The sequence below is a fragment of the Enterovibrio norvegicus FF-33 genome (assembly GCF_000286835.2).
Taxonomy (GTDB): Bacteria; Pseudomonadota; Gammaproteobacteria; order Enterobacterales; family Vibrionaceae; genus Enterovibrio; species Enterovibrio norvegicus_A.
Genome location: NZ_AJYD02000038.1, coordinates 1,197,253 through 1,222,110, shown reverse-complemented (window position 1 = coordinate 1,222,110; position 24,858 = coordinate 1,197,253). Strand labels below are relative to the sequence as shown.

Annotated in this window: 15 protein-coding genes and 1 pseudogene; 4 read left to right on the top strand and 12 right to left on the bottom strand. The window is 47.9% G+C overall.

Going from position 1 to position 24,858, the window contains the following annotated elements; genetic code table 11:
• Nucleotides 1-123 precede the first annotated feature (123 nt).
• A complete protein-coding gene (locus tag A1OO_RS13655) occupies nt 124-1,758 on the top strand; it encodes a methyl-accepting chemotaxis protein (protein ID WP_016961552.1) in 1,635 nt (544 codons plus the stop codon).
• 128 nt (nt 1,759-1,886) lie between these two features.
• Here A1OO_RS13655 and A1OO_RS13650 read toward each other — a convergent pair whose 3' ends face one another.
• Nucleotides 1,887-3,014 (bottom strand): patatin-like phospholipase family protein, encoded by a 1,128-nt coding sequence (locus A1OO_RS13650; RefSeq protein WP_016961551.1) that lies wholly within the window; start codon nt 3,012-3,014, stop codon nt 1,887-1,889.
• Nucleotides 3,015-3,298: 284 nt separating this feature from the next.
• Between A1OO_RS13650 and speB the strand changes: the two genes are divergently transcribed.
• Nucleotides 3,299-4,213, top strand: a complete 915-nt coding sequence (gene speB, locus A1OO_RS13645) for an agmatinase (protein WP_016961550.1) — start codon at nt 3,299-3,301, stop codon at nt 4,211-4,213.
• Between the two features lie 52 nt (nt 4,214-4,265).
• Here the strand turns inward: speB and A1OO_RS13640 are convergent, their stop codons facing one another.
• Complete coding sequence (locus A1OO_RS13640) at nt 4,266-5,183, bottom strand: alpha/beta fold hydrolase (protein WP_017003340.1); 918 nt, start codon at nt 5,181-5,183, stop codon at nt 4,266-4,268.
• A 406-nt stretch (nt 5,184-5,589) separates the two neighbouring features.
• On the opposite strand from A1OO_RS13640, the gene A1OO_RS13635 reads away from it, so the two are divergent.
• Entirely contained in the window at nt 5,590-6,591 is a 1,002-nt protein-coding gene (locus A1OO_RS13635) for a LacI family DNA-binding transcriptional regulator (RefSeq protein ID WP_017003339.1), read from the top strand.
• Nucleotides 6,592-6,676: 85 nt separating this feature from the next.
• Here A1OO_RS13635 and A1OO_RS13630 read toward each other — a convergent pair whose 3' ends face one another.
• From A1OO_RS13630 to A1OO_RS13595, 8 genes are all read right to left on the bottom strand, one after another.
• The gene (locus A1OO_RS13630) at nt 6,677-10,138 is read right to left on the bottom strand and encodes a hypothetical protein (protein WP_017003336.1); all 3,462 of its coding nucleotides are present in this window, start codon (nt 10,136-10,138) and stop codon (nt 6,677-6,679) included.
• A gap of 103 nt (nt 10,139-10,241) precedes the next feature.
• Nucleotides 10,242-11,210 carry an ABC transporter ATP-binding protein gene (locus tag A1OO_RS13625; protein ID WP_016961546.1) on the bottom strand — a complete coding sequence of 323 codons (969 nt, stop codon included), beginning with the start codon at nt 11,208-11,210 and terminating at the stop codon, nt 10,242-10,244.
• A gap of 17 nt (nt 11,211-11,227) precedes the next feature.
• A complete protein-coding gene (locus A1OO_RS13620; protein ID WP_016961545.1) occupies nt 11,228-12,181 on the bottom strand; it encodes an ABC transporter ATP-binding protein in 954 nt (317 codons plus the stop codon).
• Nucleotides 12,181-13,119, bottom strand: a complete 939-nt coding sequence (locus A1OO_RS13615) for an ABC transporter permease (protein ID WP_371732660.1) — start codon at nt 13,117-13,119, stop codon at nt 12,181-12,183. The genes A1OO_RS13620 and A1OO_RS13615 overlap by 1 nt, the downstream gene beginning before the upstream one ends.
• Nucleotides 13,120-13,167: 48 nt before the next feature.
• Nucleotides 13,168-14,148, bottom strand: a complete 981-nt coding sequence (locus A1OO_RS13610; RefSeq protein WP_016961543.1) for an ABC transporter permease — start codon at nt 14,146-14,148, stop codon at nt 13,168-13,170.
• Nucleotides 14,149-14,199: 51 nt separating this feature from the next.
• The gene (locus tag A1OO_RS13605; RefSeq protein WP_016961542.1) at nt 14,200-15,834 is read right to left on the bottom strand and encodes an ABC transporter substrate-binding protein; all 1,635 of its coding nucleotides are present in this window, start codon (nt 15,832-15,834) and stop codon (nt 14,200-14,202) included.
• Between the two features lie 415 nt (nt 15,835-16,249).
• Entirely contained in the window at nt 16,250-18,268 is a 2,019-nt protein-coding gene (locus A1OO_RS13600; RefSeq protein WP_016961541.1) for an alkyl/aryl-sulfatase, read from the bottom strand.
• Between the two features lie 258 nt (nt 18,269-18,526).
• On the bottom strand, nt 18,527-19,363 hold the full coding sequence (locus tag A1OO_RS13595) for a delta-class carbonic anhydrase (protein ID WP_241819235.1): 837 nt from the start codon (nt 19,361-19,363) through the stop codon (nt 18,527-18,529).
• A 483-nt stretch (nt 19,364-19,846) separates the two neighbouring features.
• Here A1OO_RS13595 and A1OO_RS13585 point away from each other — a divergent pair, with 483 nt between their 5' ends.
• Nucleotides 19,847-21,031 carry a pentapeptide repeat-containing protein gene (locus tag A1OO_RS13585; protein WP_016961538.1) on the top strand — a complete coding sequence of 395 codons (1,185 nt, stop codon included), beginning with the start codon at nt 19,847-19,849 and terminating at the stop codon, nt 21,029-21,031.
• A 225-nt stretch (nt 21,032-21,256) separates the two neighbouring features.
• On the opposite strand, the gene A1OO_RS13580 is transcribed toward A1OO_RS13585, so the two are convergent.
• Together A1OO_RS13580 and A1OO_RS23605 are read right to left on the bottom strand one after the other, a co-directional pair.
• Nucleotides 21,257-22,219, bottom strand: coding sequence for a transposase (locus tag A1OO_RS13580; protein WP_017003335.1), 963 nt, complete (start codon nt 22,217-22,219; stop codon nt 21,257-21,259).
• A 283-nt stretch (nt 22,220-22,502) separates the two neighbouring features.
• Nucleotides 22,503-24,858, bottom strand: a pseudogene (locus tag A1OO_RS23605) (hypothetical protein); the annotation flags it as partial.

The window sequence follows — 24,858 nt, the reverse complement described above, 5'->3', positions numbered from 1 at the left end:
CACGTGCTTTTACCGTTTAAACACCTGTATGAAAACCGAGCAGCATTGACGCGAATTGCTAGACTCATGGCAGATAATTTTCATTTTATTTAATGAGTTAAATATCATTTAAGGAAGGAAATCATGAATGCCTTGTCCATTCGGCAACGATTGTCATTAATCATTGCCATTGCGGTGCTGTCTTTGGTTTCAGTCACGACGATTACCCTTGTCGTGAAACGAGACAACATGCTGGAAGAACGTAAGAATCAGATCCAAGTACTTGTCGAAACAGCGGAGACCTTGGTCACACGGCTTTATCAACAAGCGCAATCCGGTGATATCAGCATGGAGGAAGCCAAGCAACAGTCAGTCAACGCGCTTGATGCCATGCGCTACGGCGAAAATGGCTACTTCATGATTTACAGCATGAACTCGGACATGGTTCACCACCCTATCGCGACCAATCTGATTGGTAAGAATCTGGCTGATTTGAAAGATGTAAACGGCGTTCATATCATCAGAGATCAAGTGGAAGTGGCAAAAAACGGGGGTGGCTTCGTGCAGTACCATTGGAAAAAAGCAGGACGAGACGATACGCCTTATCCCAAAGTGGCCTATTCCCTTCCCTTTACACCTTGGGGATGGGTATTAAATACAGGCTTGTATGTGGATGACGTCGATACAGTATTTTATCAAGATGTTCGCCGCTTATTGTTGTTAGTCGCCGCTATCGCCGCAGTATTGATGGCTATCTCTTTTACGATTGCTAATAGCATCACAACGCCGATCAATAACTTGAAAAACCTGCTGCAAAGCGCGGAAAAAAATCTTGATCTCACTGTTCGCTTTCGCCCAAGAGGCAAAAATGAAATCACCGATCTTGGCCGCGCATTTAACAACTTGATGAATGCCTTTGAAGAAACGCTAACGAGTATCGCGTCTGGTGCAAATCAGCTGAATAATGAAGTCGCGAAACTGGAAGATCTTTCAGACCACATTGTTGGGGCATCCACCCGTCAATCTGAAGACACAGGCAGTATCGCGGCCTTGGTGGAAGAGTTCTCTGCCAGCATTAATACCATTTCCCATGATGCGGACAAAATGAAGTCGCTCTCTGACGAAAGTGGTATTCAAGCGCAGCAAGGTGCCACCAACATGCGCCAAACCATTGCAAACATGGACCAAATGTCGGAGAAATCTCAGCGCTCTAGCAGTGCCGTTTCGGAACTTGATCAACACTCGAAAGAGATTGAAGGCATTATCAGCGTCATTAACGATGTGGCTGAGCAAACCAACCTTCTCGCGTTGAATGCGGCAATAGAGGCGGCGCGCGCTGGCGATCAAGGACGTGGTTTTGCTGTTGTTGCCGATGAAGTACGAAACCTCGCGGTACGCACGTCAGATTCGACCAAACAAATAGCGTCCACGATTCAGGAATTGCGCTCAGGTATTGAAGCCACGGTCAGCCATATTGAAGACAGTGTGCTTGTGGTCAATGACAATATGTCGCAAACCCACTCCGCCGAGCAATCTGTGCGTGAAATGCACCAGAAATCGCAAGATCTCATCAATATCATTGAAGAAGTGTCGCGATCGCTACATGAGCAATCCAGCGCGAACCAAGAACTGGCAAGACGGATTCAAGACATCGCTGACATGGCAACAAACAACCACCAATCCGCGTTTGATGTACAAGGTTCGGCACGCGAGGTAAACGGCCTTGTGAGTCAATTTAGGCGTTCTGTGGGACGCTTTAAAGTGTCTGCGCCCGCTTAACCGAATTTTTCACACTTCGTTCCTCCACTGCCTGTGTGAGAAAGTGAAAAGCCCCGAGACCGGGGCTTTTTGCGTTTTATACTGTTTTTATACTAGAAACTGCACGTTGAACTACCGCAGTTTTTTTTCTACGACACTTTATCTAGCTTCTTTTTTTCCAGCCATCCGCCATGACATTGACGACGGTGAACATGAGCAGGTAAACCTTCGTTTGGCTGCGTCCAAGGAGACGCTTCCAACGCTTGCTTCATATCTGTGTAACCACTTTCACGGCGCAGACGAATGGAACGGCGGGAAAACTCGGTATCACTCAGTGCGATATGGCCTTGTATCGGATCAAATGTAATATGCACGATATCAATTTTATTATCCGCCTTAAGGCTGGTCGCCGCTGGTACGTCCTTGCTGGTTAAGAGTTCTGGGGCTTTAGTCAGCAAATGATCGAGATTGCGCTTGGCCACCAGTGCCTCAATATGTTCACTGGTTCTGCTCGCGTATTGAATTTCTTTCTCTCGCCATAAGACTTCGTTCATGGTTTGAGGCAACTCACCTTTCGGATTCCACAAATCCACCATAAAGATCAGCAATTCGTCATCGCCTGCCAAGTCAAGAATGCCGTTCAATGGTGTATTGGAAACCACACCGCCATCCCAGTAATAATCATCTCCCACTTTGGTGGCGGGAAAACCGGGAGGCAATGAGCCACTGGCGACTGCGTGCGCAGGTTCAATCGTGTCAGTACGGCTATCAAAGTAAACCAAGTCGCCATTAGTCACACTGGTTGCACCAACGGTCAAACGCGCTTCACCTTTATTGATCAGATCAAAATCAGCTAGATCGCTCAACGTGGAAAACAACGGTGTTGTGTCATAAAAGCTGGTTGCGCCTTCACCTGGAGGAGCAAGTAAAGGGCTAATCGGGCGCGGTGTGAAAAAATCAGGCTGACCAAACAATAATGCCTGCTGTGCGCTCGCATTATTGAATGTTTGCGCCATCACAGGCGGTATATCAATGTCTGTGCCGGGGCGTGATATGCGCTCCCAAAATTGCTCAAGTTTAGTCAGTCGTTGCTCTGGCGCATTCCCCGCAAGAATCGCAGCGTTTAGCGCGCCAATAGAAATCCCCGCAAACCAATCAGGTGTAAACCCTGCTTCTTCAAGCGCCTGATACGCACCAATATGGTAAGCACCGAGTGCGCCACCGCCTTGAAGCACTAAGCAAACTGTCGGTTTTTTCTTTCTACGTGTTGTCGCCATGATATTCCCTCAATGTGAAAGTTCTGCACTCTGTATAGACCACTATTCAAGACATCATGGTGAAGGTTTCTATTCACCGGACAACAAACCGAATGGAATCACAGTTTGTTGCAGTCCCATCGCTTTATTACAAACAATGGCTGACTGCCGCAGAAAATAGACAAAGCATTTTCTCCTTGCTGCTACCTTGAAGAAAGGCACGCGTTTACTTGATAAGTAATGGTTATCGCGCCTGACCCAATTGCGCTTTAACAAAAGCGCACGAACGTGAAAAAGAGGCGACAATGGAAAACGTATTTTCGAGAAAAGATGACTCCCTTTATTCCAATCCCTACTCGTTTCTCCGTCTCCCCATGGTCAACGATCCCACCGAGACGGAAGCGGATATCGTCATTTTAGGGATGCCTTATGACATGGCGACAACGGGGCGATCGGGTGCACGCTTGGGCCCAGATGCGGTAAGACGCGCATCGGTGAATCTTGCATGGGAGGGTTTTCGTTATCCTTGGCCGTTTGATCTTAGAGATCGATGCAATATTGTTGACGCCGGAGATCTGGTCTTTACCTGTGGTGACAGTGAAAACTTCGTTGCTATGGCAACGGACGCGGCAAGTCAAATTCTAGCCTCTGACAAAGCCTTACTAACGCTTGGCGGTGACCACTTTGTGACACTCCCCCTGCTTCGCGCCCACTATGCCAAATATGGTCAAATGGCATTGATCCATTTCGACGCACACACAGATACCTACAGCCAAGGTAGTCGTTACGATCACGGCACCATGTTTTATCACGCCCCGAGAGAAGGGTTGATTGACCCATCGTCTTCGATACAAATCGGGATCCGTACCGATTATGACAAAGACAATCACGCGTTCAATGTGATTTGCGCGGAAGCCGCCATTGATATGTCCGCCGAGGATATTGCCAACCACGTCAAAGCATTGGTGGGCAACCAGCCTGTCTATTTGACTTTCGATATTGACTGCTTAGATCCCGCCTTTGCCCCGGGCACAGGCACACCAGTGATCGGCGGCATGACCTCTGATAAAGCGCTACGAATTCTACGCGGATTGCGTGGTATCAATTTGGTGGGAATGGACGTGGTTGAAGTGAGCCCACCTTTTGACCATTCAGAGATCACCGCATTGGCGGGAGCAACCATCGCCACAGAGTTGCTTCACCTTTGGGCATCGAAGTAGTAAGAAATATCCGTTAACAGCTGCGACGAACGCGCGTTTCCACCCCTCATTGTTAACCCGCGTTTCGTTTTTGTTCATCGGCTGCTGGCTGTATATCGCGTTCATTCGGCTGAAGTGGCAAAGAATGATTTTCGATAAAGTGCATCACATCCTGCCGGTAAGATTTAAAAAACATATTGGGCGCATGACCGCAGCCAAGATAGTAATTCACTGCCATCGCAGGCTGCACTGTGCGCATGCGTTTAACGATGTCTTTAGTGAGCACGTCGGAATGCAAACCATGCATCAACATCGTTGGCTGTCCTAGCTTGGTAAATTGACGCCAAAGATTCAATACAGGTGCATTCTCATCATATCCAGCAAGAATATTGGGGTCATAATGCGTCGTGTAGTGACCGTTATCCAACCGTCTGATCGAGGCTGAAATCATGGTTTGCCACTGCTGTGAGGTATGCGGTCCGAAAGGTTGATAAAGGGTTTGAAGGTATTGGTTAATCTCGCTGTAACGACGAAAAGAAATCGGTTTCTGCACGTAATGAATAATGCGCTTCAAAGCGTCGGCAGGCACTTCGGGCCCAATATCATTTAATACTAGTGACCCAATGCGATGGCGTTGGTCATCGCTCGAGGCCAGCAACATACCAATTAGCCCGCCCATACTGGTACCTACCCAGTGCACGCGGTCGCAATGATAGAAGTCCATCAACTTGACTGCCATATCAATATAGTTGGCGTAGCTATACTCATTTTTAGGGGATTCCGCCCACTGCGAAAGGCCTCGGCCTAACGTATCAGGCGCGATAACACGATAGCCTTTCGCTGCCAGTTCATCGCCAAGCGCGACGAAGTCGATGCTATTACGTGCTAAACCGTGCCAGCAAATCACGGTCTCCCCACCTTCGGGGTTCCACGTTCTAACATGAAGCTCTCGCCCATTGATAATTGGATACTGTTGCAGCATTTCAGACATAGTCAGTCACTCCTCCTGAGTATTAAATTATTTGACGTAATTCACATTTTCTCAACGTAGAATGCAAAATATTTTTTTTTACTCCCAGAATGCCCCCTTAAAGCGCCACTTTATAAAGACGTTGGTATCAAAAGTGTTAACAATGGGCATTTGTACATAATGCAACCGCTTTCAAACTAGAAATGACGCGTTATTCGTGGCACAACTACCGATTGCATTCGGAAGTAATTTGGTATGAGCCTCGCGTCAAAGCCGTTGTTTATAAGGCTGTGAGGTAGATAACTGTTTAGAATGTTGCGCTTTTCACCTTCATCGCTTTCCAAAAAGCCTTTGTGAATGTGTTTTATGGCATGTCTCGTATCGAATATAAAACGAGGGCATGTACGGGTACGTTAAGGAAGATCATTTGATTACCATAAAAGAGGTGGCTGAACTCGCGAACGTTTCTCAGTCGACTGTATCGCGTGCGCTAAACGGCCACGAGTCAGTGAAGGAGAAAAACCGTATTAAGGTATTCGAGGCTATCGAAACCTTAGGGTATCAACCCAATGCGTTCGCACAAGCACTTGCCTCTAACCGCTCGCACAGTATTGGTATGTTAGTTGGTACATTTGATGGCCCTTATTTTGGCCCCTTGATGCACCATGTCGAACGCATAGTTCGACAGAAAAACTACCATTTGATCATCACGAGTGGTCATGAGCAGCATGAAGAAGAGCAAGAGTCTATCCGCTTTTTAAATGCGAAAAAGATTGATGGTTTAGTGCTCACATCTGACATGCTCAGCGATGCTGAGATTCTGCAAATTGTAGAGAAAACCCCTGCTACCATGCTGATGAACCGTTATATCCCTGAGATTTCGGACCAATGTATTTGCATGGATAACGAATGGGGGGGCTATATTGCGACAGAATATCTGATTAAAAATGGCCATCGCCGAATTGGTTGTATTACTGGCCAGCTAAGTAAAATTGATAGCCGTGAACGCCTTCAAGGTTATCGCAACGCACTAGCAAAATACGAAATCGAATACGACCAAAACTTAGTGATTGAAGGTCGTTTCGACCACGATGGCAATGACACTGCAATCCGCCGTCTGATGGACAGGGATGACGAGATTACCGCCATTTTCTGCCTAAACGACAGCATCGCATTGTCTGCATATGGCGTTTGCCATGATCGCGGCCTAAAAGTCGGTGAGGATATTTCCATCGTCGGGTTTGATAACCACGCATACAGCCCATTCATGACCCCGAGCCTTTCAACTATTAACTTCCCACTGGAAGAGATGGCATGCGAAGCGGCAAAAGGCGTATTGAACATCCTGAATGGCAAACCGCTAAACAACGTAACAAAACGTCTTTTCCCCGCGCTTATGGAGCGCGGCTCAGTAAAAGACATTCGCTGAGACGAAAAACGGCGTGTGCCAGACAAAAAAACAGCCGCTAATGCGGCTGTTTTTGTTATCAACGCTATGCGATGGTTATCTTAGATCAGCTTGCGGCTTGATAAAGCACGCTTTCAGGCACATCTACAATCACACTTTCCACATCACCAGAGCGGCTGAAGATAAGTTTGCAGATCGATTCCGGCAAGCTATTACCCACCACTGAAATCATCTCACCCGATGTCATTTTGACAACAATGGTCGCTTTCTCGCTATCTGTCAGACGATATAGGAACGGCACCTGACAATAGGTAAACGCCAGCTCCCCTGCATTCAATGTCATGTTCTGCGCGACACCATCAGCGCTCACGAACTCAAAACTTGCCTGTTTCGGGCTAAATTCGCTCTTCATCAGCAGTGTTGGCGCAATACGAATCGTACCGCTTTCCACTAACACACCCAATTCGCCAAAGCGCGTGATCACTTCTTCTTTCACTTGGCCGGTCATACCAGGCTGCTGCGCACCGGCATGTTTTGGCGTATGCGAATAAGGGTCAGCGGGGAAGGCGCCATATTCAGTGGGCGTTTTATTAAAACTAATGCCATCCCGCACGCGATAATAGTATGCCGACAACGCCTTGGTGTCTGCGCTGTCTGGGTTTTCCTTAAGGCTTGCAAAGTACACTTCTTGTACAGCAAGTAGCAACTTAGACACCATATGCCAGTAAATACAACCCAAACCTTCATAACCAAACATGGTGCCTGAACGTCCCGTGAACTCTTTGTGGTTGAACACGGTTTCGTAAAGCGCTTTGACGTCGTCAAACTGCGCATCAACAACGTGAGAGTAATCAGCCCGTACTGCGCTCAACGCTTCTTTCAACGCACCTGCGTTTTCAAAGTCTGCATGAAAATGGAATACACCATTCTTATCAGCCTTCACAATGCGCTTGTCACCGCTCTTGTGCATTTCAGACAACAGATCATTCTCTTTCACGGCGTCCAACGAAATGCAGTTTCGGTTCATAAAGTTCGGTAAATCACGATCAGGGTAAAGCATGAACGATTTCTGGTCCGTACGATACATGTCGCTGTTGAACAAACTATCCAGCAATGAAACCGCTTGCGAGCTTGTTAGCGCGCCCGAACTCAGTGCAGCTACCTGCCCTTCCAACATTGGATATAGCGGCAATGATTCCACAGACTCGTTGCTGTATTGCACCACATTATAAGCATTAAACAGGCCATCTTCGCGGGCATTAGCCAATGTGCTGCTGTGCAACAGATCTAAGCTGGTTGACAGCAAGGCCGCGATATCAGCGCTATCTACATGTTCTTTGCCAGAAAAACCATTTTGATGATAAACCTGCGCGCGATAACGGCTCGCGGATTCCACTAATTCTGTCAGCAATTTGTGTTTAGTCTGACGTGTCACGGCTTTCTTCTTCACATCACGCAACGCAGTGTTCAGAATATCCGTGGTTTCTTTTAGCCAAGTCGCGACTTCCGAAGAAAAACGGATTTTCTCTGGTGCATTCACAAACACACCTTGTAGGAACTCAACATAGCGGCGCATGTAATACAGCGTCACCATCGACAGGCCATTGCCCACAATCGCATTGTTCGCATCGTTCCACTCAGGGCGCTGAGTGTTCAACCACACGCCACCGTCGACCACCCAGTTGCTCAGCTTCGCAAGCAAAGGCACCAGCAGTTTTTCTGACAGGTTGACCAGATACACTTCGCGATCCGAGTCCAGTAACAGCTTACCGTCACTGCCTACCATTGAAGCGAGCTTCTCTGTCTTCGCCTGCAGGTCAGTATCAAACGTCACCGTGTCTTTCGGGGTATCAAACAAGGTTTTCGTGTCGCCTATCAAATACGGCACGTTCGCGTAGCTGTAGATTTCCCGCGTCAAATTGGCTGAAAGCTGTGACGGCTCAAAGCGCTCTGACCACTCAAGGAATTTCAGCAAATAGATGATCTGGTGATCGCCCCAATAACCGATATTGCTCCATGGATCATCAGGTTCCAATACTTCCCAATCGATCCCGTCTTTGGTGATGCGATACGGGTTATACCCATCAATGGTGGATGCATTGACGAACTTGGCAATGAACGAACGCAGATAGCCCGGATAGCTCAACGCCAACGCTTCCCAGTTTTGGAAAATGTCACGCCAGTTACCTTGATAAGCCAACAGCGGGTTGCCTTCCTTATCTTTGACCTTGATATCGTAGTGATTCCAAGGGCGACTCGGGTCGCCATGGCGACGGCCAAAGGTCAACGGCAGGTATTCGTAGCAAAGGCGCACTAACTGAATATCATCTGCTTGCTCGGCAAGTTTGATCAGCTCACTCTGTGTGAAGCGCTCAGGCAGCGCGTTGTAGAACGCCTGGTTGCGTTGGAACACATATTGGTTGGTAAGATGAGCTGTATGCAATACATCTTCTTTACGTAGCGTATAGCCCTGCTCAAACACACCCCCGCGCATGGCATTAAACAATACGTTGGCGTAGTGATGGTTGCTGGTTGCTTCATCCGCAGAGAACTGCCACCCGTCAACGGCACTGATCAATGCCACTAGCTCTTGGCGATTCTCTAGGCAATCTTTGTCAATCCGTGCTTTCAACGCGGATGTATCTTCGAGTTGCGCACGCAATGCCACGATGTCTGCGTGATCTTTCCCAGTATCAAGCACCATCATCCATTGATTTGATTCGCCTGCTTTTAGGCTCACCAACTTATGGATAAAGTAAGCGCCGCGCACACCACGTGTCAGGTTTTCACTTTCAATCACATCACCGCGCTTAAACGCTGGCAACTGTTGGCTACTCAGTAAGATGTCTGATTCATCACTATCAATACTGAATACCGTGTTGGTCAGCAGAGCTTCCGCGGGATCCGCACGGTCACTCAGTTTGGCGTACATGCTGTAAAGCGCCAGCGTGGAACCTTGTTCTTTTTCGTTCCACTTGTAGGCATCGACTAATGCACTGCGCGTTTGCAATGCCGCCATCGGGGCACTGTGTGGCAATAGGTTTTGCACGCCATCAAGAATTTCAATCGCGCGGTTTTGACCGGAGAAATCCGTGAGTTCACTGCGGCGAACAAAACCAACATTGTTGCCACTTTCCCAGCTGTACTGGAAGGTCAGGCGCAATGTCTGGTTAATTTCTTCAAACACCACTTTATCGCCAGTGATGTTTTTGTATAAGTTACGGCTAACGGAGAATTTGCCGTCATGTTGTTGGTTGAACGGTTCCCACGTGACCACATCGCCGCCATCATCTTCTAGACGTATAAAGGTCTTAGGGCCGGTGTTGTCCGCACTTTCATGAATTAAATCGACTGAACGGTAAGGAAAAATCGCATTTTCTGGATTACCGCGACCGGCTGACAAGCAGCCTGTTGACGACGCAAATAACCAGTGATCGTTAGCCGATACCACGCTCATGAAAAACGCTGGCATGTGATCGACATTCTCAATGCGATAAAAACGTTCGCCTTTATTATCAACGAATTGCCCTTTAACTGGGGCACTTGTCAACTTAAAACACTTGTCCATACTTCTTGGTTCCTAAAAAAAAGAAAGCGCTTTCTTTTCTAGTCAAATAAAATCCCGACTCGGATTTCTATCCTTCATCGGGAAATCTCTAGGTAAAAGCGATTTATAGGTGGTGACACCTTGCATAATGACCGGGACGAACCCGTGTCGCCTCGGGCATTGATTGCGTACATGTATCGGTTGCTATTGGGCAACGCGACGCAAACGGACATCCGACACTGCTTGGTTTCCAGAGCGGAATATCACCTTTCTTAACAGACAAATCGCGACGTCCTGCTTTTCCGACTTCTGGCACTGCTGATAACAGCAATTTAGAATACGGATGTTGCGGGTTCTGAGTCACGCTGTCACTTTCGCCCCATTCCACCATATGACCCACATACATAACTGCGGTCTTCTCGGCAAAATAGCGCGCTGTTGCAATATCGTGTGTGATATACATGAAGGCGATCCCATGTTTGTCCTTAAGATCCGCCATCAAATTCAAAATGCCAAGACGCACTGAGACGTCAAGCATTGAAATCGGTTCATCCGCCAAAATCACTTCTGGGTCAACCGCAATCGCCCGCGCAATGGCGACTCGCTGGCGTTGACCTCCGCTAAGCTCATGCGGGAATTTTTGTGCCGTTTCGACGGCTGGCGACAACCCCACCAGTTCTAGCAAGGCAATCACTTTCTCGGTGACGTTCTGCTTGGTTGCACGCTGGTGTATTAACAACGGACGCGCAATGTGATGGTGAATATTGTGCACCGGATTTAGCGAGCTAAACGGGTCTTGGAAAATCATTTGTACCTGACGGGCATACTCCAGTTCACCATATTCAGACACATAGTCTGCCAACGGCTTGCCTTTGAACGTAATGCTTCCGCCCGTTTCTTTGTAGATGCGAGTAAGAATGCGCGCACCTGTGCTTTTTCCAGAGCCCGACTCGCCCACAATGGCGAGAGCTTCGCCTTTTCTAAGATCAAACGACACATCGTTAACGGCGCGCATCAAATGGGTCTTTGAATGCCCAATGCGAAAATCCATCATCAGGTTTTTGATTGAGAGAATCGTTTCGTTGTTATCCATCATTCTTCTCTGCCTCTCTAAACCAAATGACACGATACTTGGTGCGCAGGTGCGACCGTTTTCAGCATCGGTTCATGTTCGGTACACGGCGAAAAGCATTTGCTACAACGTGCCTGAAAATTACACCCCTGCGGAATTTGCAGCAGGTTAACGGGATTACCTGGAATGCCGTATAACCGTTCTTTCGGTCCATGAATGGTCGGAAACGAGGAGATCAATCCTTGTGTATACGGGTGCTGCGGTGCACCAAACACAGTTTGCGCGTCACCTAGCTCAATCATATTGCCCGCGTACATCACGCCAATGCGATCGGCAATTTCACCCATCAAGCTAAGATCGTGGCTGATAAACAATATCGAAAAGCCAAACTTCGATTTCAGATCGTAAAGCTCATTCAATATTTCACGCTCAACCACCACATCTAAAGCCGTGGTTGGCTCATCCATAATGATCAGTTTTGGTTCAAGCGCTAACGCAATCGCAATCACCACACGCTGACGCATGCCGCCGCTTAGTTGATGCGGAAACGCGGTCAAACGATCTGGATGAATACCCACGGTTTGCAGAAGCTCGGCGGCTTTTTCATACGCTTGCTTTGGCGTGACTTTCTTGTGCGCCAGCATGACGTCTGTTAACTGTTCGCCAATCGTGATCACTGGGTTCAGTGAATTCATGGCACTTTGAAACACCACGGACACTTCGTTCCAACGAAATGCGCGCAGTGCTTTGTCGTTCATTTTCAGCACATCCTGACCCTTGTAGAGGATTTCCCCTTCAGAAATCAGTGCCGGTGCTTTGTGAAGACGCGATATCGCGAACGCCAAGGTACTTTTACCGCAACCGGATTCACCCGCAATGCCGAGCGTTTCACCTTCTGCAATAGAAATACTGACGTTGTTCACGGCACGCGCCACGCCATTCGGTGACACATAATCGACGCAGAGGTTATTGATTTCTAATAATTTTGACATTACAACCCTCTCCGCTTATCGGCGATTTTCTTCAGCTTATGCCACAACTTCATGTGCGGACCCGTTTTGAGCTTTGGATTGCTCACTTGGTCTATCGACATGTTGATTAGCGCGAGTCCACCGCCGGTGATGGCCAGTGCCAACGCTGGCACCATCATTTCCCACCACGCGCCGGTGTATAACGCTGAGGACGTCTGCGCCCAGTAGAGCATGGAACCCCAGCTCACTTCGGTCGCGTCGCCCAGGCCTAAAATACCTAACCCTGCCTCGGAGCCCATTGCATAAATAACAGCACCCAAGAAGCCGCCAAACACAATGGAAACAAGGTTAGGCAAAATCTCGACCATAATTATCCGCCACTTAGATTCACCCATTACCTCCGCAGATAAGATGAATTCTTTGTGGCGAATTGCCATGGTCTGCGCACGAATAACACGTGCCCCCCATGGCCAGGAGGTCAACCCCAGTAAAAGTGTTATCACCACGGATCCCACTTGCCCCAAAAATGCCGCGAGCACAATGAGCAAGGGAAGCTGTGGAAACACCAAGAAAACGTTTGTTATAAAATTCAGGCGCTCATCAATCTTGCCGCCAAAGTAGCCCGCAGAGACACCCACGGCGACAGCCAATGTCATGGCAATCAAACCGGCAAACAAAGACACGGTGAGTGTTTTACGTGCGCCGTGGAGCACTTGGCTGTATACATCACGACCACTGCGCGTGGTGCCCATAAGATACTGCGCACTCGGTTCCTGATGCGGACGCGCCACCCGTTTTTCAGGTGAATACGGCGCCAGAACGTTGGCAAAAATTGCGCCCACCAGCACGATGGTCAGTAGTAACGTGCCCAAAATCGCAGGCGGGTTGCCGTAGAAAAAGGCGTAGATTGCGCCAAATGCACGTTTGATGCGTTTCATTCCACCGTTTGGCGATTTCATGTTGCTGCCTTGGCCTTGGACGCTTGTATTGACCGTTTTGTCCATCTCTTAACCCTCACTCGCAATGCGTGGATCAAGCCAGACATACAATAAGTCGGCGACAAAGTTAGCGGTCAAAACTGCTGACACAAGAATAAGCAAAATGGCCTGAATCAGAGGGTAATCACGCGCGACAATACCTTTCAGCAAAATGTTGCCAAGCCCCTGATAGTTAAACACCACTTCCGTCATGATCGAACCGGCAAACGAGAAACCAATGGCCATCGCAATGGCGGTCGCGACCGGAAGAATGGCGTTTCGGCCTGCGTATCGGCTCATCACGCGATAGCTACTTAAGCCTTTGGCTTCCGCCATGGTCACGTAGTCTTCACCCAGCACGTTGATCATGGCGTTACGCATGTTAAACACCCATGAGGCAATGCCCACCAACACCATGGAGCCTACGGGTAAAATGGCGTGCTCGAGCACACTGCTAATAAATGCGAGGTTTAAGCCCGGATCCAGCGACGGGTCATAGGTATACGCCAGTGGCAGCAAATCCAATTTGAGACCGAAAATGTAGAACAGAAACAGCGCGGTCACGACATACGGAAAATTACTGACAAACGCCAATACCGGCGGAACAACCTGACCAAAAAAGCCAGTGCGACGATAAGAGGCATACGTGCCAATGCTCACACCTATGATCAAAGACACAATCAGCGAACCAAGAGCCAAGAACAAAGTCCACGGCAAGGCATTGGCGATCACGTCAGACACACTCACTGGGAACATCAACACAGATGGACCAAGATCCAGCGTGAAGACACTTTTGATATACGCCAAATATTGCTCAAAGATATTGCCATCAAGGAAGCCATACATTTCGCGAACGGCATCCATTTGCGCGGGATCCATCCGCCCTTGCGACGCAGCAAACAAGGCTTCTACCGGATCACCCGGCATCATACGTGGCAACATAAAGTTGAACGTAATCGCAATCAAAAAGGCGGAAAAATAAAACATAAACCGCCGCAGCAAAAATGGCATCGCATTGCTCCTTTCTAAGCCCCCCGATGCTAGCGAGGGCTCGCGGTTTGGTTATTTAAGATGCAAGTTGTTCAAAATGATCACTCGCTTACCACCGTCATACCAAACTGGCTGAACGTATGGGTTTTCTTTGGTTGGCCAACCGTCCACTTTCTTGGTGCTGTACTGGAACCACGTAGGGTTTGAGAACAGTGGAATAAACGGCATGTTTTCTGCCGTAAAGGCTTGCAGCTTGTCCAAGATTTCTTTTTGTTCTTCGGCAGAACCCGTCTTACCAAAGCTATCAATCAATGCATCAATGTTAGGGTCATTCACACCGTGGCCAGCATGCCAGCCTTTGCCAACACGCGACGACGAGAAATATTCTTGATAAGCAATAATTGGATTGGTGGCAACCATCGACCAGTTAATCGCGACGTCGTAATTGCTCTCTTTGAGGTTCTTGTCGTATACCGCCCAATCAACAGTTTTGATGGCAGATTTGATCCCGACTTCATCGTAAAACTCAGTCACCATTTGGACCACTTGAATCCAGTCAGTCCAACCGTTGACCACTTCAATATCAAACGCCAGTGGCGAGCCATCCGCTTTTTCTCGGTATCCATCGCCATCGACATCTTTCAAGCCCGCTTCATCAAGCAGTGCTTTGGCTTTCTTTTGGTTAAACTCAGTCAAATGGCTGTATTTTTTTGAGATGTCTTTGTTGATGTTGGTTTCATAAAGCTCGCCGATACCGCCAGCATTAAAGTTGGCAGTGGGGTAACCGTAAGCAGCGATATCGACAATCAGGTCGCGATCAAGCGCCATGGATAACGCCTGACGCACGCGCAGGTCGCTAAAAGGCGCTTCTTTTGTATTCAAATACAAATGGATCGCGTCGTTTGCGGGGTACCAAAAATGGTTGTTGGCTTTATCACGCGCGACAAAGGTAGATTCAATATCCGCGATAAAGTTTGAACCCCAATCGATTTCGCCTTTCATCAGCGCAGGCTGAATTTGGGAGTTATCGTTGTATGAACGAAAGCTCACACAATCAAGGTAAGGACGCCCTTCAAGGTAGTAATTCGGGTTGCGGCAAAGCTCCATTTGTTGCGATTTAAGGAACTTTACTGTGGTCATTGGGCCGCTGCCCACAGGATCTGGATTAGTAAAGGTGGTGAGGTTTTCAACCCCAGACCATTTGTGCTGGGGAACAATGTGGTATTTTTCCAGGTTCCAAATGAAGGTGGAATCTGGCTCTGCCAAGGTAAACACAACCGTGTTGCCGTCTTTCGCTTCTACCGACTGCAAATTGCCACCCGACCAAATACCTTTGAGATCGAACGCCGGGGAATTTTTTGTCAGCACAAAACTGAACACCACATCGCTTGCGTCAAGTGGCTCGCCATCAGACCACTTCAAACCATCACGAAGTTTTACGGTGATGGTTTTCAAATCGTCAGAATAAGTGGCAGATTCTGCCAAACGGAAGTTCGTCTCTCCCGTCATGTTGTTGAACACCATTAAAGGTTCAAACATGATGCCGTGGAACACATCTTTAGACGTATAAGGGTTAAAGTTTTCAACAAAGCCGGTGGTGATGATGGGCACATTAAGCGTGCCACCCTGCTTGATATCAGACGCAGAAATGCCAGCACTTAGCAACGCACCACACACGATAGAAGCGAGGAGTTTCTTGTTTTGCATCATTCCGTCCTTTGTTTTTATAAATTATTGATCTGCCGAGCTAACGCCTTGCCACGCACTCAGCAAAAACCTAACCATGTCTTTCATTTGTAAAGTGTAGCCAACCCGTAAACAGCCATAGGTTTAAACATTGCCAAAAGAAAGCGCTTTCTTTTCACATGATATTAGAAAAATGCGGAGAAGCGACAAGCTGCCATTTACCTTTTTGTAACATTGATCACAGATAAGCCAACAGGGAATTATCGGTAATATCACTAATGAGATTTATTGCATTGTTACAGAATAGTGTGTGGTCGATATTGCAGATTTTTGGCCGTCAGCAACAACGTAAAGACAAGTCAAAAGCCTGATCCCGTCGCCAACGAAAAATCCCCCAGCCGAGGCTGAGGGATTTTTATGACGCTATGTTAGGGGTTTATTTGTTTGGCATGGGTAGAATTTCAAACATACCGTCAAACTCGTCTAAAGTCCCTGCCAATGATTGTATTAGGCTAGCGTCTCCTTTCAGTGTCGCCTTACCTTCTTTCACCAATGCGTTTAGCGTTGTTTTACCCAATACAACTTGCGTGAAGTCGTTCTTACTCACTGACAGTGCAACATCGGTTTGCGGTAGCTGCTCTACTTGGATATTCGCCATGTTCGCGTTAGAGACTTCACCATAGTAATGTTCTTCTAGCTCAGGGTGCGAGACCGCGAAACGGAAGTCCAAATTAGCGAGTTCGGCTTTTTCAGCGTTAAGCTTCACCGCAACAAAATCAAGGAACATACCTGTTGGTGTATTTGCAATCACGTCTGCTGAAGCAATTTTCACTGACGGCTGAATCTCACCAGTACGCAGTTCTACCGCGCCCTGCAAATACGAGTTACGCCATGCCATGGTTTCCGACTGGTAGCCTTGCTGTTCAAAGCTGTCTGCCAATGCAAAGCGATAATCAATGTTGCTTGGGTCGCATTGAACCAAATCATTGAACAGTTGCGATGCTTCTTGGTATTGACCGTTGGTAAAGTGGACTTTGCCTGCTTTATACAGCGTATCCGCACCTGCTGCTTCTACATAAACACACGATTTTTCTGTTGTCTGCAGTGGGTTGGTATTCACTGGGTTCATGTCATGGTAACCAAGATACAGGTTGACCACGGCTCTTGCGTTATGGCTGTAAGAGCCGTGATACCCGTTGGTATGCCACGTGTCTTTTTGTGTTTGCGGCACAATTTTTTCAATCTCACGACCCACATCGTGAACAGTGACACCGTGGTTAGCTAAACGCATGGATTGATTGTGAATGAAGCCATAGTTGTCTCTTTGCAGTGCCATGTATTCTGAGATTTCATTCACTTTTGTGTCAGTATCGTTCCACACAGGTGCAGAGTGCGCAGCATGAATGTTGTCTACCAGCCCGCTATCCACAAAACGTAGCTTGAGTTCGGTGAGATATTTGGTCCACACCAGTGCATCACGCACTTTCGCGCCACGGAACGTATAGATATTGTGCATACCGTCATAAGTCAGCTCAGCAGTATTCAATGATCGATATTCCGGTACATAAAGCACGATTTCTGCGGGTGCTTCTGCCCCTGGCATGTTAATCGCGTGGAATGTTAGCCCATCAATGGTGATTTCTTTTTCACGCGGTTGGATCTCTTGCGTCGGCGCAACCAAGGTCACTTCTCCACGCGATGTCCCCAAGCCCAGTGCGTTATCGACAATACCTTGCGGGTTGTTGTCTAACGTTGTGCCGTATTGGTAGTTTGCACGACGCCCCATGGCGGTGCCTGCAATCACGTTTTCATCCGCAAGTTCTTTAATGAAATCTTTCGGCGCGTAAATCTGCGCGTCTTTTACCATGTCACCAGATTCGAGAATGCCGCGTGAACCCCCAAAGTGATCCGCATGCATGTGCGAATAGATCATGCCGGTGATTTTGTGTTCACCTTTAATTTTCGGCAGATGCAGCTTGGCAAATTCCCATGAAGCGGCCGCCGCTTCTCGTGATAACAATGGATCGTGAATCACATAACCATTGTCGGTGCGGTAAATAGTCATGTTGGACAAGTCGGCACCGCGAATTTGATACACGCCATCGGTCACTTCATACAGACCACCTGCGGTGTAATTGAGCATACCTTGACGCCAGATTGACGGATTCACTGTGTCAGGCAATTCATCCACATTCATGGTGTCCATGTAGTCAAATCGTTGCTTCAACTCGCCGGCTTGGTGGCTGCCGAATTCTGCAATCAAACCACGCTGAGTGCGCTCAAACGCTGAGGTATCTTGCCAAGGCAGTTGCTTTGCCAGTTCTGCATTGGCTTGCTTTGTTTGTTCGGTAGCCGGTTTTCCTTTGTACGTTTCTAAACTGGCGTAATCCGCTGATGCGCTGAAGGAAACCATTAATGCGAGCGCAAGGGTAGAAGGTGCAAAACGTGTATTCATAGACTGTCTCTCTCTTGTATGTTTTTGCTATGAACACAATGTAAAACATCAACCCATCAGGAAACATCCATGAATCTTTATTTAACACATCATGATTTGTTATGTGTTGAACTAGGGTGTCTTTCCAGTACCTTCAGTATTTCAAACTCGTACTACGACCCGAATGGGATAAAGTGATAAAGCAGTGTGTACGCAGATAGGCAGGCAAAAAGGGCGCAAATATGCGCCCTTTCGTCATTGCTATTGCTATTGCTATTGCTATTGCTGGATTTCAGAAAGCAGATCTTTATTCACCACAAGGTTTCTGACGCCGTGAGCATGATCTTCATCAAAATCGTTGCCCTCACACCATTCACCAACGGTCGCAATATTTACTTTGGCAACCTTAGGGCGAACACTCCACGTCACTTGGAATGGTGAGCCTTCTTCATTATATCCAGGGCCCGTCGTTGAGCCCGCGTATTGAATAGGTTTACCTGTGTTGTTTGGCATGTTGATCGCCTGATGCACGCCGTCTTTCTTCTCATGCTCATTCAGTTTTTCAAAATCCAACGCAGTATTGTCATTTACCACCACGTAAACTTGCGTTTCTACGCGGAGTTGTGGATTTTTGTTTGCGTCATTAAAACATGAACCCAAGGTTGCCCCTGGTTCAACTTGTGCAGTGGTATGAACATAATGCACTTCGATCGTATCACCCGCTTTCACGTCGCCATGCTTGCTTGAACAGATTTCACCTTTCACAGGCGCAAGCTCAGCTGCACTCAGCTTACCGGCATATTGGAAGCCGCTTTGGTAACCATGACCGTCACCATTGCCTGCATACTTCGTGAATTCTCCCCCTTTGTGCTCCGCATTTTTATGGAAGTGGATATTACACAGATTCATCTGTGTGTATTCCGGCGCTGGGTTAAACGACAACGTGTTGCGACCCTCATGCGAATCGATGTCTCTTGGAGACTGAGGACCGAATCCTTCACCAGCCGTATTTTCTGCCAGCTCACTACGCTGTTCTGCAATCGCTTCATCAGACACGTTCCCATCGCCGCTTTTTGCCACCACACCAAAAGACGCGATGCTGGCCAATACGATGATACAAAGTTTGCTTGTTTTCACAGGTTCACTCCCTTGTTAGTTCAAATCAGAGGTTCGACTCATAAGACGCTTTTATGCTTTACGCGCCAATCCACATTCGCTGTGAGTGCGAATGCCAAAAAGGCTAACAGAAGTTAAATCAGATCTTTACCCTCCAACCAGTCATATGCCACACATACGAGCCCAGCTCTCAAAAATAATACAATAAGCATAACGTCCAACCATTCACCCTTCATCTTCATAGCGCGTTTATGAGCCAAGAACCACAAGGCTATGAAACTGACAACACTATGATTTTTAGGATGCCTGCCCCCAATCCAGCTGCTTTTGTAGGCGGTGTTAGGCATTAAACGCATGCAAGTAGTATAGAAATGTATACCTATTGGCGGCCGATGCAGTATTGCCGTACTCAGGATGAATAGGGTGTTTTTCTTGCTTATACTTGCATATTATTTAGTCGTTTTTTAAAGGTTAATTTTAAATATGGATACGGTTGAATTGGTTGAAGAAAGCTTTGCGAAACTGCCCGACGGGAAGAGGTTCGCAGAGCTTTTCTATCAGAAAATTTCAGAGCATTCGCCACACCTGATGCCACTTTTTGCGAACACCTCGATGACAAAAATGGCCGACAAACTACTTGCTGCTTTGACGGCAATGGTTGCTGCTTTGCATGATCCGGAGAAGCTGCAGAATATGCTAGGGGCACTGGGGCAGCGACACTTGTCTTACGGTGTGCTGGAGTCACATTATTCGATAGTCGGTCAAACCCTACTTCAGACGTTTGAGGAAGAGCTAGGCGAGGAATGGACGGATGACTATGCTGCTGCTTGGTCAGAGGTCTACAGCAACGCCGCTAAGATAATGCAAGAGGGTGCGGCAAAAGCGAAAGCGCAAAATCAAAGCACAACCAAGACAACCAAGAAACCTGTAAAAACGAGCGCTTTGGCGTGGCTTTATTCTCTGCCAGTTCCAAAACTATTGGTTTTGTGGTTGGCACTGTCGGTGGTTGTATTGGAGATTGCCGCCATTTATGGGGTTCCGAGCTGGACGAGGTTACTCAGTGCCTGCTCTTTGGTGCTGTTAATCCTGACTATGCTTCGCGGAAATAACGATGCAGAAAAAGCCGGGATTCTTGAATGTTGGAAAACGATTGACAGCTCGCACGGCGTGAAAACATCGCGGGCGAGACAGATTGCGATGGAGCGGCTGAATGAAAAGAAATGCGCAATGAACAGACTGGACTTGGCAGAAGTAGGCTTGATGAGTATGTCATTGGACGGTGCTGACCTGAGTGAATCGAATCTGAGTGAGGCAGACCTTACGGAATCATCACTGGCTGGCGCGAACTTTACAAAAGCGCGATTAGACAAAGCGTTATTGGTTAGTGTCTATGCGCCAAAAGTAGACATGTCATTTGTCACCTTGGCCAAGGCTAACCTTTCATCATCCAATTTGGAAAAGGGCTCGTTTCTTTTCTGCAACATGAAAGGGGCCAATCTATCTGGTGCAAATTTGAAAGGCGCAAATCTAACAGGTGTACTGATGGACAAAAATACCTACCTATCTGGTGCTGACCTTCGTGGAGCGATCATAGATAAGAGTATGTTGGATCAAGCCTACACCATTGGAATGATAAAACCTGATGGGAATGTGGTCACCGAGGTATAGAACAAATAACGGAAATACAGGAAAATACAGGGACACACACCTTAAGAATAGTTAAAAATACGAGCCCAAGCACTGGCTAATTCGGTGGTTGGAATCTCAGAAGTGAGCATTATTTAACGATTGTTGGTATTGCCGTCGACAGCTGATTGAATATGGCGTTTTTCGTCATACAGAAGTCTCAGGCCGTTACCTGATAAGTGGATGTGTTTACGAATGGAAGAAAAATTAACGGTCAGGCAGACGAAGACCAGAAAGCCGCTTACGATGCAAGTCAGGTAATGCCGCTTTAAGAGACGATTCTGTGCTAATCATGCTGCCTCTCTCTATACATGTGCAGGTGCTCAACCAGTTTTCACTGTCAAAGCCCAGCCGTTCAAGTAATGATGGTTGCGTGTTGTCTATATTCCCTCTTTTATCATCTCGGATTTGTCTGCCTGTCCAATCAAAAAGCGCGAGGTAATCCATCAACCGAAAGGGGATGCCATCAGGCATGTCTTGTCGCGGGTTTCCTGCGAATGGGAATAAGTGGGCTGCGGTAATTTCTGCTTTCTTTAGCGATTCAATGCGTGCTTTAACGGACGTGTGCTCTGAGGTTTCGGGTGTTTCCGCCATGGCGGCTCTCACTGGATTCAAATCCACGTACGCCATGGCAGCGGCTAAGGCTTTTTCATCCAACAACGCTTGGCTTTTAAATCGCCCTTCCCAGAAATGGCCTGTACATTTGTCTTCGCGGTTGGCCTCTGAGGCAATGTGCTGGTTGAGTAACCGCATTAACCAACTGATTGAGATAAGACGCTCTCGCCAAACTTCTATGATTTCGCTGCATCGCTCTGTTTCTGTATCGGAGAGTTTATCTCCTTGCATGAAGCGCTGAACAAGTGCAGGGCCTTGATGAAACGCCAGCCACCGCTCAACGATTTGGTGCGGTGACAGTCTTTTGACCTTTTCCGTATTGATATGTAACACGACGTGGTAGTGATTGCTCATAATCGCGTAAGCACAAATATCGATACAAAATGCCTTTGACAGCGCTAACAGACGCTTTTCAATCCATTCTCTGCGGTGCTCATAGCTTTGCTGGGATTTGTCATCGTAACCACAAAGAAACGAGCGTCGCACACAGCGCGAAACGCAGTGATAGTAAGGCGTGGCGTCAATACTGATAAGAGATGAGCGGGCTTTTGTCATTGGAAATTTAAATGGCTAACAATTGAACAATGCAGTGAGCATATCGCTCAACCACTTGCCATTCATCTTCAAAGCGCGTTTATGAGCCAAGAAACGCAAGACGCTGAAGCTGAAGCTGAAGCTGAAGCTGACAACACTATGATTTTCTTAGGGTGTCTGTCCCCTTTGTTTTACCTTTGTTTTTTCATACAGAAGTCTCAGGTCGCTCCAACTATTTCTTTCGATGGGAAATAAAAAAGGAGCCCAAAGTGGGCTCCTTTTAATAGAGAATGAAAAACGATTGTTACTGAGTGGTAAACTCAAACTCTGCGAATTTAATATCACCAGTGTCTGCAACATCACCTTTAAGGATGATACCAATCACTTTCATATCAGAATGACTAGGCGTTGGTACAGTGACTTTCAACCAACCGTTACCCAAATCTTCTGTCACAACTTGATCACCATTGATGTCGCCAGCTGGATTCTGGCTGCTCACCAAATACGTCATCGTTCCACTGCTACCGCTTTGGAACTCAATCTTCGTCTCATAAAAGTCGCTTTGCTGCACTTTATAAGAGAAGTGAGTATATGAAGCAATGTTGACACCCGCAGTGTTAGTGGTCTCCATCACTGCTGTCGCCCATTGAACGGTCGCCGATTGACCTTCACCCGTCCAGTTGCTCGCTGGCGAACTGGTAATGGTATCTGAGTAAGGTGCATCACCGCTGTTTGCAGTAAGTACGACACCGCTACCCCATTGATCACCAACGAACTGAAGACCAATTGTATCTTGCTCACCATTAAATGTGACGAAAGTGTTTGCATCACCGGCTTCACCGCTTCCGGTTCCACCGCCATCAGTACCACCATCAGCACCAGTAGGAGAAATAATCACATTGTCGACGAGATACTCGGAGCCTACTCCGGTAGCCCATGCTGGGAATACCATGACAAGATCGATCGCTGTGAGGTCTAGCCCGTTGTTGGATAGGTCACTCAGGTTAAACGTATAGTGCTTCCAAGTATTCAACTCAGGAAGCGTACCTAAGCTCAACTCTACGAACTCACCACCATTATCAGGACCGCCATTTGATTCAACTTTGAATTTCCAGTCATCTGCTGGCGCATCACCTGCCGCAACTAGCTTGATATCAAACGAGATTGTACCTTCTACCATCCATGCATTCACATCGATTGGCTGTGGGTTCGTTGCAACACCTTCACGGGAACTGAAGCCATTTACTGTCGCGCTGACCACTTGGAAGGAAGTAACTTCGCCGTATTCAGCATCACTATCAGTGATTACAGGTGGCGTGGTTCCACCACAACAATCCCACGCTACCCACTGAGGGTTCGCTGCATCGTTAAAGATAACGATTGGAGTGTTACCTGTGGTGCCGCCGTCAGTACCACCATCGGTGCCGCCGTCAGTACCACCATCGGTGCCACCATCGGTGCCGCCGTCAGTGCCACCATCGGTGCCGCCGTCAGTGCCACCATCGGTGCCACCATCGGTGCCACCATCGGTGCCGCCGTCAGTGCCGCCGTCAGTGCCACCATCGGTACCTCCGTCAGTGCCACCATTCGAGCCAACTGCATTGAAGGAGATGTTGTCGAAGTGCATCACTGTGTCTGCATTACGTGAAGTATCTGCATCAACGAAATCAGGGAACACAACTACGCCAGTAACAGGACCATCATAAAGGTCTGCGACAGACGAGAAGTCAAACGTCAGCTCTTCCCACTGGTTAACAAGCGTGTTGTTAGCAAGAAGCTCTTGCGCGTAACCCGTGGCCGTCTCCAGCTTGAAACGTACGGTGCTAGCTTTGTCTTTGTACACCATCATACGTACAACGCTGTTGGTCGCATCAAGGGTGAACGACTCAACGTCGCGAGTAATAGCACCTGCCCATGGCGCACCAGCGGCGCGCGCAATGATTTTAGCTGCGGTGCTTGAACTGTTTACACCCGAGGTGTCTGGGTTAGCAACAAGTTCAATCGCTGGATTGTCATCGTTCTCGAACACTTCCCACGTTACTGCATTGGTTTCGAAGTCGATGCTGTCGATACCGCTGTCAGTGCCACCGTCGGTACCACCGTCAGTGCCGCCATCTGTACCACCGTCAGTGCCAGCAGCATTGAAGGTGATGTTGTCGAAGTGCATGACTGCGTCTGCATCACGTGTAGTATCTGCATCAACGAAATCAGGGAACACGACTACGCCAGTAACAGGACCGTCATACAGGTCTGCAACAGACGAAAAGTCAAACGTCAGCTCTTCCCACTGGTTAACAAGCGTGTTGTTGGCAAGAAGCTCTTGCGCATAACCACTCGCCGTTTCCAATTTGAAGCGTACGGTGCTGATTTTGTCTTTGTACACCATCATACGAACAACGCTGGTGGTCGCATCAAGAGTGAACGGTTCCACGTCGCGAGTAATAGCACCAGCCCATGGTGCGCCATTGGTGCGTGCAATGAGCTTGGCTGCAGTAGCCGAGACATTTGCTCCAGAGGTATCTGGGTTAGCAACAAGTTCTACCGCTGGGTTGTCATCGTTTTCGAACACTTCCCACGTTACCGTGTTCGCTTCGAAGTCGATGATATCGCTCGCAGTGATTGTTACGCCGTTATTACCACCATCAGTGCCGCCGTCAGTA

Coding starts and splice junctions, on each gene's coding strand:
- A1OO_RS13625 (WP_016961546.1), bottom strand. CDS start 11,210: ATGGATAACAACGAAACGATTCTCTCAATCAAAAACCTGATGATGGAT.
- A1OO_RS13630 (WP_017003336.1), bottom strand. CDS start 10,138: ATGGACAAGTGTTTTAAGTTGACAAGTGCCCCAGTTAAAGGGCAATTC.
- A1OO_RS13640 (WP_017003340.1), bottom strand. CDS start 5,183: ATGTCTGAAATGCTGCAACAGTATCCAATTATCAATGGGCGAGAGCTT.
- A1OO_RS13580 (WP_017003335.1), bottom strand. CDS start 22,219: ATGACAAAAGCCCGCTCATCTCTTATCAGTATTGACGCCACGCCTTAC.
- A1OO_RS13655 (WP_016961552.1), top strand. CDS start 124: ATGAATGCCTTGTCCATTCGGCAACGATTGTCATTAATCATTGCCATT.
- A1OO_RS13620 (WP_016961545.1), bottom strand. CDS start 12,181: ATGTCAAAATTATTAGAAATCAATAACCTCTGCGTCGATTATGTGTCA.
- A1OO_RS13585 (WP_016961538.1), top strand. CDS start 19,847: ATGGATACGGTTGAATTGGTTGAAGAAAGCTTTGCGAAACTGCCCGAC.
- A1OO_RS13650 (WP_016961551.1), bottom strand. CDS start 3,014: ATGGCGACAACACGTAGAAAGAAAAAACCGACAGTTTGCTTAGTGCTT.
- A1OO_RS13610 (WP_016961543.1), bottom strand. CDS start 14,148: ATGCCATTTTTGCTGCGGCGGTTTATGTTTTATTTTTCCGCCTTTTTG.
- A1OO_RS13600 (WP_016961541.1), bottom strand. CDS start 18,268: ATGAATACACGTTTTGCACCTTCTACCCTTGCGCTCGCATTAATGGTT.
- A1OO_RS13615 (WP_371732660.1), bottom strand. CDS start 13,119: ATGAAATCGCCAAACGGTGGAATGAAACGCATCAAACGTGCATTTGGC.
- speB (WP_016961550.1), top strand. CDS start 3,299: ATGGAAAACGTATTTTCGAGAAAAGATGACTCCCTTTATTCCAATCCC.
- A1OO_RS13605 (WP_016961542.1), bottom strand. CDS start 15,834: ATGCAAAACAAGAAACTCCTCGCTTCTATCGTGTGTGGTGCGTTGCTA.